At 61.2% G+C, this 11,450-nt stretch carries 10 protein-coding genes; 3 read left to right on the top strand and 7 right to left on the bottom strand.

Annotated features, from left to right (window positions below; all coding sequences use genetic code 11):
* Positions 1–69: 69 nt before the first annotated feature.
* Positions 70–861 (bottom strand): cyclic-guanylate-specific phosphodiesterase, encoded by a 792-nt coding sequence (gene pdeH, locus RE418_RS07165; protein ID WP_043142934.1) that lies wholly within the window; start codon positions 859–861, stop codon positions 70–72.
* A gap of 238 nt (positions 862–1,099) precedes the next feature.
* Between pdeH and RE418_RS07160 the strand changes: the two genes are divergently transcribed.
* Positions 1,100–2,035, top strand: a complete 936-nt coding sequence (locus RE418_RS07160; protein WP_049209490.1) for a sugar kinase — start codon at positions 1,100–1,102, stop codon at positions 2,033–2,035.
* Between the two features lie 235 nt (positions 2,036–2,270).
* Entirely contained in the window at positions 2,271–2,972 is a 702-nt protein-coding gene (locus RE418_RS07155; protein WP_213928411.1) for a LuxR family transcriptional regulator, read from the top strand.
* A gap of 47 nt (positions 2,973–3,019) precedes the next feature.
* On the opposite strand, the gene ilvC is transcribed toward RE418_RS07155, so the two are convergent.
* Complete coding sequence (ilvC, locus tag RE418_RS07150; protein ID WP_213928412.1) at positions 3,020–4,495, bottom strand: ketol-acid reductoisomerase; 1,476 nt, start codon at positions 4,493–4,495, stop codon at positions 3,020–3,022.
* Positions 4,496–4,663: 168 nt separating this feature from the next.
* On the opposite strand from ilvC, the gene ilvY reads away from it, so the two are divergent.
* Entirely contained in the window at positions 4,664–5,554 is an 891-nt protein-coding gene (ilvY, locus tag RE418_RS07145; protein WP_004929971.1) for an HTH-type transcriptional activator IlvY, read from the top strand.
* Positions 5,555–5,563: 9 nt separating this feature from the next.
* Here the strand turns inward: ilvY and RE418_RS07140 are convergent, their stop codons facing one another.
* The 5 genes from RE418_RS07140 to ilvD form a co-directional block, all read right to left on the bottom strand.
* Complete coding sequence (locus tag RE418_RS07140) at positions 5,564–6,265, bottom strand: DUF2461 domain-containing protein (protein WP_048326462.1); 702 nt, start codon at positions 6,263–6,265, stop codon at positions 5,564–5,566.
* A gap of 21 nt (positions 6,266–6,286) precedes the next feature.
* The gene (locus RE418_RS07135) at positions 6,287–6,865 is read right to left on the bottom strand and encodes a hypothetical protein (protein WP_025304641.1); all 579 of its coding nucleotides are present in this window, start codon (positions 6,863–6,865) and stop codon (positions 6,287–6,289) included.
* Positions 6,865–7,860, bottom strand: coding sequence for a hypothetical protein (locus tag RE418_RS07130; protein WP_025304642.1), 996 nt, complete (start codon positions 7,858–7,860; stop codon positions 6,865–6,867). Before RE418_RS07130 ends, RE418_RS07135 begins: the two co-directional genes overlap by 1 nt.
* 112 nt (positions 7,861–7,972) lie before the next feature.
* Positions 7,973–9,517: a threonine ammonia-lyase, biosynthetic gene (gene ilvA, locus RE418_RS07125; RefSeq protein ID WP_043142923.1), complete on the bottom strand. Its 1,545-nt coding sequence runs from the start codon at positions 9,515–9,517 to the stop codon at positions 7,973–7,975.
* A 5-nt stretch (positions 9,518–9,522) separates the two neighbouring features.
* Positions 9,523–11,373, bottom strand: a complete 1,851-nt coding sequence (gene ilvD, locus RE418_RS07120; protein WP_015379395.1) for a dihydroxy-acid dehydratase — start codon at positions 11,371–11,373, stop codon at positions 9,523–9,525.
* Positions 11,374–11,450: the final 77 nt, after the last annotated feature.

The raw sequence follows: 11,450 nt of genomic DNA, 5'->3' as shown, positions 1-11,450 counted from the left end.
CCGGGCTGCCGAATGAAAGGAAAAGGAATGAGCAGCCCCGTTTAAGCCTAGCTGAGGATAGGCCGGAGTTCACGCCGGCGCGCCGGGCGCGGCAAACAGCGTCGGTACGCTGTGTAAAGTTTCAAAGCACGCCGGGCGGGAAAGATAGTAACCCTGCGCGGCCAACGCGCCGGAACGCTGCACCAGCCGCCACTCCTGTTCGGTTTCCACGCCTTCGACGATCACCCCGTCGCTGTGCTGGTTCATCATCTTGATCAGGGTGCCGAGCAGCTGTACGCCCTCTTCCGACTGTTTGAGCAAGGTGAACAATTCGCGCGCCACCTTGATGTATTGATAGCGCCAGGCGCCGACGGCGGAGAAGTTGGCCAGCCCGCTGCCGAAATCGTCCAGCCACAACCGTTCGCCGCCGACGATCTGCTGTAACGGGCGGTTTGACGCCGTTGCGGCTTGCTCCACCAGCTCGAAGCGCAGGTAGGGCATCTCGGCGATCTGCCGTTGCAACGCGTCATGACGCTGCAACGCTTGCAGCGCCATACCATCGATATTGACCGACACCATCACCGCGTGGCGAATGAACAACGCCTGCCAGCGCTGCAACAGCGCCAACTGCTCCTGGATCACCCGCAAACGCTGGGCGACGCCGAGCGAGGCAAAATACTGTTCCGGGGATTGCCGTTTGTCCGGCTCATTTGGGTGATACACCGCCGTCAGCAGTTCCACCGCCAGCAACGCGCCGCTGGTGCGATAAATCGGCTGGAAGGTATACAAGCGCCGGCATTGCCGCCAGTAGCGCCGCGATTTGGCGCAGGCATAGAGGGCAAAACAGGGCGCCAGCAGACCCGAGATCAGGTTGGTTATCATCGGTACTATCGCCGTGGCGGGGAAGTGAGAGCGCTGCCGCTGTTTCTTTACCCAGCTTATCGGCCGCGCCGCGTAAAACTTTAAGCACGAATTACCGCAGGCTTTCCTCTTCACCCTGTTGGTGTTGGTCGATCGCGATCATAAAAAATTAAAACACTGTTTTAATTTATTGACTCCCTGACCGCCTTACGTGGAGACTGGCGGCTGTTGCTTCTTCTTTAGCCAGGGCTTATTGACGATGACTATCCGAAATCTCGCCGTGATCGGCGAATGCATGATCGAGCTGTCACAGCAGGGCGCACAGCTGACGCGCGGCTTTGGCGGCGATACCCTCAACACCGCCGTCTACCTTGCCCGCCAAATGCCGGAACAGACGCTGCAGGTGCATTACGTCACCGCACTCGGCACCGACAGCTTCAGCGGCGAGATGCTGCTGGCCTGGCGGCAGGAGAACATCGAAACCGGGTTGATTCAGCAGTTGGACAACAAACTGCCGGGCCTGTACGTGATCGAAACCGACGCCGCCGGCGAACGCACCTTTTACTACTGGCGCAACGACGCCGCCGCCCGGTATTGGCTTGCGGGCCCCCAGGCCGACGCACTGTGCGACCGATTGGCGCAATTCGATTACCTGTACCTCAGCGGCATTAGCCTGGCGATCCTCGCGCCTGCCGACCGCACGAAGCTGCTGGCGCTGCTGCGCCGCTGCCGTGCCAACGGTGGTCTGGTCATCTTCGACAACAACTACCGTCCGCGCCTGTGGCCAAGCCGTGAGGAAACGCAGCAGGCCTACCGTGAGGTGCTAGCCTGCACCGACATCGCCTTCCTGACGCTGGATGACGAAGCGTTGCTGTGGGGCGCGCAGCCGGTTGAACAGGTGGTGGCACGCACGCAGGCGCTCGGCGTCGGCGAGATCGTTATCAAACGCGGCGCAGAGGCCTGCCTGGTGTTCAGCGTGGAGGGAGAGCGGCTTGAGGTACCGGCGATCGCACTGCCGCCGGAGCGCGTGGTGGATACCACCGCAGCAGGCGACTCTTTCAGCGCCGGTTACCTGGCGGTGCGCCTGAACGGCGGCAGCGCCCAGCAGGCGGCGCAGCGCGGCCATCTGCTCGCCGCATCGGTGATCCAACATCGCGGCGCCATCATTCCCGCAGCAGCGATGCCCAACCAATAAGACGACGGCGAGGTGACCTCGCCGCCGGCGCAATGGCTCCCAGACGTATTGATGAGAGGATGATTGAAGAATTTCCCTGGCGTTGGCTTATTGATACCCAGAACTGCTAAGCTCAGGTCTTGGCATTGCCGACTTTTTGAATTTATTAGCCGAGTATAAATTTCAATCCGCCGCACTGACTAGCTGGACTTTGGTGCAGGTCGGGCTGAATCGCCGAACGACAGGGAGGTTACCGATGGCCGTCGCATTCGCCAACGCCGTCGCCGCAAGACTGCATCTGGACAGCCGGCTGCACGCCTTCGGCAGATTCAAATATGCTTATTTGACCTTCAACAAACACCATCCCGATCGCCATCTGTTGGTATCGAGCTACCCGCAAGAATGGCTGAACATCTACAGCGACAATCGCTATCAACGCATCGACCCCGTCGTGCGCGCCGCCCATAGTCGCTGCGCGCCCTTTATGTGGCACGACACCCCAATCACCACCGAGGATCGGCATTACCGGAAGATCTTTAGCCAGGCACGGGAGTACGACATCGTGCACGGCTGCAGCTTTGTTTTGCACGATCACGACAACAACCTGGCGATCTTGTCGATCAGCGCGACGGCGGCCGATGACGCCGAACTGCGGCAGCTGATGGAAGACGAAAGGGCCAACCTGCAGATGGTCTTGGTCGATACCCACCAGCACGCGCTGGCCTTGGCCAGCGCCGAGGCGAGCCGGACAGACCGGCTCTCGCCGCGCGAAGGGGAAATTCTCTATTGGGCCAGCCAGGGCAAAACCTACCACGAGATCGCACTGATCCTGGGGATCAAAACCCGTACGGTGAAGTTTCACATCGGCAATGCGGTGCGTAAGCTGGGGGTCACGAACGCCAAACACGCGATCCGGCGCTGTCTCGAGCGGCAGCTTATCGCACCGCCGGAAGCATAAAAAAGCCGGCATCGCTGCCGGCTCTTTGTGCTTTGCCTTGCGGAAAATCAGCCCGCGACGGCGATGCGTTTCATGTCAGTCATGTAGCCACGCAGTTTACGGCCAACGGTTTCGATAGGGTGGCTGCGCACCGCTTCATTCACGTCGCGCAGTTGCGCGTTGTCCACCGCCGTACCCGCCACGGCTTTGCCCAAATCGCCCGTCTGCAGAGTGGTCATGAAGTCTTTCAGCAACGGCACCGCCGCGTTGGCGAACAGGTAGTTGCCGTACTCCGCGGTATCGGAGATGACCACGTTCATTTCATACAGACGCTTACGCGCAATGGTGTTGGCGATCAACGGCAGCTCGTGCAGTGACTCGTAGTAAGCCGACTCCTCGATGATACCGGCATCGACCATGGTTTCGAATGCCAGCTCGACGCCTGCTTTCACCATCGCCACCATCAGCACGCCATGATCGAAGTACTCTTGTTCACCGATCTTGCCTTCAAACTGCGGCGCATTCTCGAACGCGGTTTTGCCGGTCTCTTCGCGCCAGGTCAGCAGTTTCACATCGTCTTCCGCCCAGTCGGCCATCATGCCGCTGGAGAAAGCGCCGGAGATGATGTCGTCCATGTGCTTCTGGAACAGCTGTGCCATGATGGTTTTCAGCTGTTCGGACAGCGCATAGGCACGCAGCTTGGCCGGATTGGACAGGCGATCCATCATCAGCGTGATGCCGCCCTGCTTCAGCGCTTCGGTGATGGTTTCCCAGCCGAACTGAATCAGTTTCTCGGCGTAAGCAGGATCGGTGCCCTCAGCAACCAGCTTGTCGAAGCACAGCAGCGAACCCGCCTGCAGCATGCCGCACAGAATGGTCTGCTCGCCCATCAGGTCGGATTTCACTTCGGCGACGAAGGAGGACTCCAGCACGCCGGCGCGGTGGCCGCCGGTCGCCGCCGCCCAGGCCTTGGCGATCGCCATGCCTTCGCCTTTCGGATCGTTTTCCGGGTGAACCGCAATCAGGGTCGGCACGCCGAAGCCGCGCTTGTACTCTTCACGCACTTCGGTGCCCGGGCATTTCGGCGCGACCATCACCACGGTGATGTCTTTACGCACCTGCTCACCCACTTCAACGATGTTGAAGCCGTGGGAGTAACCCAGCGCCGCGCCGTCTTTCATCAGCGGCTGCACCGCGCGCACCACGGAAGAGTGCTGCTTGTCCGGCGTCAGGTTGACCACCAGATCCGCCTGCGGGATCAGGTCTTCGTAGGTGCCGACCTTAAAGCCGTTTTCGGTCGCTTTGCGCCAGGAAGCGCGCTTCTCGTCGATCGCTTCTTTGCGCAGGGCATAGGCGACATCCAGACCGGAATCGCGCATGTTCAGCCCCTGGTTCAGACCCTGGGCGCCACAGCCGACAATCACCACTTTTTTACCTTTCAGGTAGCCGGCTTCGTCAGCAAATTCGTCGCGCGCCATAAAGCGGCATTTACCCAATTGCGCCAACTGCTGACGCAGGTTCAATGTGTTGAAATAGTTAGCCATGGTGGTACTCCGGTTTGATGTTGTCTTGCATTGTTATTTTCATTCCCCGCCCTGTCTGTGCGGAGATTCGTTAAACTCAATGTATAACAGGAAATGCGTTGCTTAAATTGATATATTGAGAACGTGACATTGCAATTTTTGCAACACTCTCACTGCGAGCGTATCGATATGGATTTACGTGATTTAAAGCTGTTCCTGCATCTGGCCGAAAGCCATCACTTCGGGCGCACCGCCAAGGCGATGCACGTCAGCCCGTCGACGCTCTCCCGCCAGATCCAGCGGCTGGAAGAGATCCTCGGGCAGCCGCTGTTCCTGCGCGATAACCGCACCGTGCAGCTCACCGACGCCGGCGAACAGCTGAAAGAATTCGCCCAGCAAACGCTGCTGCAGTATCAGCAGCTGAAGCACTCGCTCGGCCAGCACGGCCCTTCGCTGAGCGGCGAACTGCGGCTGTTCTGCTCGGTGACCGCGGCGTACAGCCACCTGCCGCCGATCCTCGACCGCTTCCGCGCGCAGCACCCGCTGGTAGAGATCAAGCTGACCACCGGCGACGCCGCCGACGCGGTCGACAAGGTGCAGTCCAACGAGGCCGATCTCGGCATCGCCGGCCGGCCGGAAACGCTGCCCGCCAGCGTGGCGTTCACCAAAATCGGCGAAATTCCGCTAGTGCTGATCGCGCCGGCGCTGCCCTGTGCGGTGCGCAGCCAGGCGTTCGCCGACAAGCCCGACTGGGCCGAGATCCCGTTCATCCTGCCGGAGCACGGCCCCTCGCGAAAACGCATCGAGCTGTGGTTCCGCCGCCATCGCATCAGCAATCCGCTGATTTACGCTACCGTCGGCGGCCACGAGGCCATCGTGTCGATGGTGGCCCTGGGCTGCGGCATCGCGCTGATCCCAAGCGTGGTGGTGGACAACAGCCCGGAGCCGGTACGTAACCGCATCTCGCAGCTGGATAACATCTCGATGGTCGAACCGTTTGAACTGGGGGTCTGCGTTCAGAAAAAGCGCCTCAGCGATCCGTTGATCGACGCCTTTTGGCGGTTGCTGCATCCTCGCTGACGCGGGGTTTCAAAGGTCCGCCGGATCGATCTGCTTCATCGTCTCTACCTGCATCAACCAGTGGTAGAGCGGCTCAAGCTGCAAAAATGCCCCGGCCAGCAGCGGCGCCAGATCGGCGTTGAACAGCTTTTCCACTTCGCTGTCCGTCACCATCACCGCAAACGACTTGCGGTTGTACCAGGTGGCGATCTCCGCCGCCTGTTCCTTCACCAGCGGGCGCTTGTAGCTCTCGCCCACCAGCTCGAACGGCGGCCGGCAGCAGGCGGCCACCTCCAGGAAAGGCTGCGGCCGCTGCCTCAGCGTATGGCGGAACAGATCCATGGTCGGCTTGTTGGCGCTGTAGTAGCCGAGCCCATAGCGCAGCATGTCCGGCCCCAGTTCGAAAAAGTAGACCGGCGCGTCTTTCCAGTCTTTACTCGGGCGCTTGAACGTCAGCCACATGCGGCTGCGGTAGCGCGATTTATCGTGAGAAAACCGCGTATCGCGATGAATGCGCGACAGCGTTTTGCCGATCGCCGGGCGGGTCTCGAACTGCGGGTCGATCGCCAGCATGCCGGGAGCCAGTTGCTCCACCAGCGCGCGAAACGGCGCCAGCAGCTCGCGATCGTAGATGTCGCGATTGCCGTCGAACCAGGCCTTATCGTTCTCGATCCGCACCTGCTGCAGGAAATTCAGGCCCTGCTGGCTAAAGCCGGAGAAAGGTTGCGTCATAAGTTTTTCCGTTCTGACGGTTTATCGGGTGTTGCGCAGATCTTCCCTCTGCCAACGGCGTTTGATAAACACGCGCCGACGCGTGCGGAAATAGGCGACATACAGGTAGAACGCCGCCCGGTTACTGAACAGCGCACCGCCAACCACGCCCCCCAGCAGCAGGGCGCCGGTGGCGATGCCGGTCATGCCCGCCGCCCACGCCGCCGCGGCGCCGAGGCAACACAGACCGAGCATGCCAAGGTAATATTGCAACAATACCACCCCGCTGTTTTTACCCTGCACTAGTTGGAACAGGATCAACGTCATCCACACCGCCACGATCGCGCCGCTGCCCATCAACACGGCGGCGGAGGTCTTGCCGCTCCAGGCGGCCGCCACATCCGTGACCAGACCCATCACGCCCGCCAGCCCCAGCGTCAGGCACACCATCAGCAACATGACATTGCCGACGCCCGGCGGCGACAGCCGCTGGCCCGGCGTCATGAAATGCTGCTCGAGCTGCGCATCCACACCGGCGAAAAGTGCGCGATCGCGCGCCGCGATTTGGCTTTCCATCTCCCGACCCTGCACGATCAGGCGTTTAATCATCCACTCCGCCATTACCTCACCATCTGCGGCAATTTCTGCATAATGCCCACAAAATACTGCCCGGTGGTTTTCACATTCACCGGCGCCGACAGGGTGCCGCTGATGCCGCTGCCGACAAACGTCAACGCGTTATTGAGCGCCGAGTGCAATTGCTGGCGCAGCCCGTTTTGGATCGCTTCCGTCGGGTAGCGTTTCGGGTACAGGCCGTTCTTCACCATCTCTTTCAAGACGTTGTTGGAAATTCCCGGATTTTCCGCCCGAATGATGTTTTCGGTCAGTCGCTTCCTTTCGCTGCGGGGCATGCTTTTCAGCCACTCCGTCGCCTTGCGCGCCGAAATGCGGCGCATGGCACGATAGGTCATCGTCGCTTCCTTCAGGGCAGCCCCGGCGCTGGCCAGCGAGATCACATCGAGCACGGTACTGGTGGCGATATACCACTGCTCTGAATCGAGCTGAGCCAATTCATCGCCTTTCCCGTCATAAAGCTTGTTGACGCGGTACAGCCCATTACCGCACTGCAACGCGCTGGCGGCCATGCCGGCATAGCCCAGATAAGCCACCGCTGAGCTGGTACCGCCGGTAAATGGCACGGCGACGCTGCCCGACGCCAGTAAAAAGACCGATACCAGCAGCGTTCCACACGACAGCGCGGCCGAGGCCAGCTCTTTGCTGACGCTGGGTTTGCTCAACGCTTCCGACAGCGTATTGGTCGCGGCAACGCGCGAGGTATGAGCCACCGTTTTGCTGATGACCACGTGGGTAACCTGCGAAGCGTTCGAGTAACCGGTGTGCTGCGTCGGGCGGACTAAAAATGAGTTTTGCCCGTCGGAAAAAATAATTCCCACGCCATGAAAGGCGAGGCTGCAGTCCAGCGAGTCCTGCAAGGCTTGCAGATTAATATCGCGATAGAATTCTTGTACGCCGGTATTGCCCAACAGGCGGGCAAACTCGGCGTTGGTCAAATCGTCTTCGGGAGAACCGAACGGCGTAGAAAAAGCAGTTTTCATTGTCGTGCATCCCTATACGTCAGAAGTCTTGGCAGTATAAAAATGCACGACAAAATCACAACCGCACAACCCATAAACTGACTCATGCGTCACGGTTACTTATCAATCCGACTCACCCCTGCAAAAAGAAGCGGAACGCCGGGTTGTCGGTTTCATCGTGGCAATCGTAGCCCAACGCCTGCAGGTGCCGCTCGAATTCCGGCTCGGATTGCGCCAGCTCGAAGGCCGCCAGCACCCGGCCGAAGTCGGTACCGTGGCTGCGATAGTGGAACAGCGAAATGTTCCAGTGCGTGCCCAGCGTTTGCAGGAACTTCAGCAGCGCGCCCGGCGACTCCGGAAATTCAAAGCTGTACAGCCGTTCGCGCAGCGGCTTCGACGGACGCCCGCCCACCATGTAGCGCACGTGCAGCTTGGCCATCTCGTCGTCCGACAGATCCACCACCTGGTAACCGTCGGCGTTGAGTTCGTCGATGATCTCCCGCCGTTCGGGGTGGCCGCGCGTCAGCCGCACGCCGACGAAAATGCAGGCGTTGTCGGCATCGGCGTACCGGTAGTTGAATTCGGTCACCGAGCGGCCGCCCAGCAGTTGGCAGAACTTGAGGAAGCTGCCCTGCTGTTCCGGAATGGTCACCGCCAGCAGCGCTTCGCGCTGTTCGCCCAGTTCGCAGCGCTCGGAAACGTAGCGCAGCCCGTGGAAGTTGAGGTTGGCGCCGGACAGCACGTGCGCCAGACGCTCGCCCTGAATATTGTGCTGCTGGACGTACTTTTTCAGCCCCGCCAAAGCCAGCGCGCCGGAAGGTTCGGCAATGGCGCGCACGTCCTCGAACAGATCTTTGACCGCCGCGCAGATGGCGTCGCTGTCCACGGTGATCACGTCGTCCAGATACTCACGGCACAGGCGGAACGTTTCGTCGCCGATGCGCTTCACCGCCACGCCTTCGGCGAACAGCCCGACGCGCGCCAGATCCACCGGATGGCCGGCATCCAGCGCCGCGCGCAGGCAGGCGGAGTCTTCCGCTTCGACGCCGATCACTTTGATCTGCGGCATCAGCTGTTTGATCAGCACTGCCACCCCGGCGGCCAAGCCGCCGCCGCCGACCGGCACGAAGACCCGATCCAAATGCGCGTCTTGCTGCAACAGCTCCATCGCCAGCGTGCCCTGCCCGGCGATCACCGTCGGGTGATCGAACGGCGGCACGAAGGTCATGCCTTGCTGATGGGAAAGCTCGATTGCCTTCGCTTTGGCCTCGTCGAAATTGGCGCCGTGCAGCAACACTTCGCCGCCGAAGCCGCGCACCGCATCCACCTTGATGTCCGCGGTGGACACCGGCATCACGATCAGCGTTTTGATGCCCAGCCGTTTACCGGAGAAGGCGACGCCCTGCGCGTGGTTGCCGGCCGAAGCCGTCACGACGCCGCGCGCCTTCTGCTCTTCGTCCAGCCCGGCAATCATCGCATAGGCCCCGCGCAGCTTGAAGCTGTGCACCGGCTGGCGATCTTCGCGCTTCACCAAAATGGTGTTGCCGAGGCGCGAAGAGATTTTGCTCATGGCCTGCAACGGGGTGACTTGCGCCACCTCGTAAACCGGCGAGCGCAGTACCGCTCGCAGATATTCCGCGCCGCAGGGGGCGCTGGGTAGGGGTTGAGAGACCGCCATGCTGCTTATCCCCCCAGTTTGCTCTTGTCGCGCACCGCGCCTTTGTCGGCGCTGGTGGCCAACGAGGCGTAGGCGCGCAGCGCGAAGGATACCTGACGTTCACGGTTTTTCGGCGTCCAGGCCGCGTCGCCGCGCGCCAGTTCCGCCTCATGCCGCGCCGCCAACTCCTGCTCGCTGACATCCAGCTGGATGCCGCGATGAGGAATGTCGATCGCGATCATGTCGCCGTCCTGCACCAGGGCGATCAGGCCGCCGTTGGCCGCTTCCGGCGAAGCGTGGCCGATGGACAACCCGGAGGTGCCGCCGGAGAAACGCCCGTCGGTGATCAGCGCACACGCCTTGCCCAGCCCCATCGATTTCAGGTAGGTGGTTGGGTAAAGCATTTCCTGCATGCCCGGCCCGCCTTTCGGCCCTTCGTAGCGAATCACCACTACGTCGCCCGCCACCACTTTGCCGCCGAGGATCGCTTCTACCGCGTCGTCCTGGCTTTCATACACTTTGGCCGGGCCGCGGAAGGTGAGGATTTCTTTGTCCACGCCGGCAGTTTTGACGATGCAGCCGTTTTCCGCCAGGTTGCCGTACAGTACCGCCAACCCGCCGTCCTGACTGTAGGCGTGCTCACGGGTGCGGATGCAGCCTTCCTTGCGGTCGGTGTCCAGCGAATCCCAGCGGCAATCCTGAGAGAATGCCTGCGTGGTGCGGATACCGGCCGGCCCGGCGGAGTACATTTTCTTGACGCTTTCGTCGCGGGTCAGCATCACGTCGTAAGCTTCCAGCGTCTGCGGCAGGGTCAGCCCCAACACGTTGTTCACCTCGCGGTTCAGCAAGCCGGCGCGGTCCAGCTCGCCGAGGATGCCGATCACGCCGCCGGCGCGGTGCACGTCTTCCATGTGATATTTCTGCGTGCTCGGCGCCACCTTGCACAGGTGCGGCACTTTGCGCGACAGGCGATCGATGTCTTCCATGGTGAAGTCCACCTCGCCTTCCTGCGCCGAAGCCAGCAGGTGCAGCACGGTGTTGGTCGAGCCGCCCATGGCGATGTCCAGCGTCATGGCGTTTTCAAACGCCGCCTTGTTGGCGATATTGCGCGGCAGCGCGCTTTCGTCATCCTGCTCGTAATAGCGTTTGGTCAGCTCGACGATGCGCTTGCCGGCGTTGAGGAACAGTTCCTTGCGATCGGCGTGGGTGGCCAGCAGCGAGCCGTTGCCCGGCTGCGACAGGCCCAGCGCTTCGGTCAGGCAGTTCATCGAGTTGGCGGTAAACATGCCGGAGCAGGAGCCGCAGGTCGGGCAGGCGGAACGCTCGATCTGCTCGCTGTCGGCGTCGCTGACGTTCGGGTTCGCGCCCTGGATCATCGCGTCTACCAGATCCAACTTGATGATCTGGTTGGAGAGTTTGGTTTTGCCAGCTTCCATCGGGCCGCCGGAAACGAAGATCACCGGAATGTTCAGGCGCAACGCCGCCATCAGCATGCCCGGGGTGATCTTGTCGCAGTTGGAGATGCACACCATCGCGTCGGCGCAGTGGGCGTTCACCATGTATTCGACCGAGTCGGCGATCAGCTCGCGCGACGGCAAGGAATAGAGCATGCCGCCGTGGCCCATGGCGATGCCGTCATCCACCGCGATGGTGTTGAACTCTTTGGCCACGCCGCCGGAGGCTTCGATCTGTTCGGCGACCAGTTTGCCCAGATCGCGCAGATGCACGTGGCCCGGCACGAACTGGGTAAAGGAGTTGACCACGGCGATGATCGGCTTGCCGAAATCGGCGTCGGTCATCCCGGTCGCGCGCCACAATGCGCGGGCACCCGCCATATTGCGGCCATGGGTGGTGGTGGCGGAACGGTACTTAGGCATGCTCTTTTCACTCCAAATGTATTTATGACAGGCGGCGAACGAACCGCCTGGATATTCTTATCTTGTCTGTCTTGTCG

This window comes from Serratia sp. szju, from assembly GCF_044594185.1.
GTDB lineage: Bacteria > Pseudomonadota > Gammaproteobacteria > Enterobacterales > Enterobacteriaceae > Serratia > Serratia bockelmannii.
This window is presented reverse-complemented; position numbering and strand designations above follow the sequence as displayed.

Coding starts and splice junctions, on each gene's coding strand:
- pdeH (WP_043142934.1), bottom strand. CDS start 861: ATGATAACCAACCTGATCTCGGGTCTGCTGGCGCCCTGTTTTGCCCTC.
- RE418_RS07135 (WP_025304641.1), bottom strand. CDS start 6,865: ATGGCGGAGTGGATGATTAAACGCCTGATCGTGCAGGGTCGGGAGATG.
- ilvY (WP_004929971.1), top strand. CDS start 4,664: ATGGATTTACGTGATTTAAAGCTGTTCCTGCATCTGGCCGAAAGCCAT.
- ilvC (WP_213928412.1), bottom strand. CDS start 4,495: ATGGCTAACTATTTCAACACATTGAACCTGCGTCAGCAGTTGGCGCAA.
- RE418_RS07160 (WP_049209490.1), top strand. CDS start 1,100: ATGACTATCCGAAATCTCGCCGTGATCGGCGAATGCATGATCGAGCTG.
- RE418_RS07140 (WP_048326462.1), bottom strand. CDS start 6,265: ATGACGCAACCTTTCTCCGGCTTTAGCCAGCAGGGCCTGAATTTCCTG.
- ilvA (WP_043142923.1), bottom strand. CDS start 9,517: ATGGCGGTCTCTCAACCCCTACCCAGCGCCCCCTGCGGCGCGGAATAT.
- RE418_RS07130 (WP_025304642.1), bottom strand. CDS start 7,860: ATGAAAACTGCTTTTTCTACGCCGTTCGGTTCTCCCGAAGACGATTTG.
- ilvD (WP_015379395.1), bottom strand. CDS start 11,373: ATGCCTAAGTACCGTTCCGCCACCACCACCCATGGCCGCAATATGGCG.
- RE418_RS07155 (WP_213928411.1), top strand. CDS start 2,271: ATGGCCGTCGCATTCGCCAACGCCGTCGCCGCAAGACTGCATCTGGAC.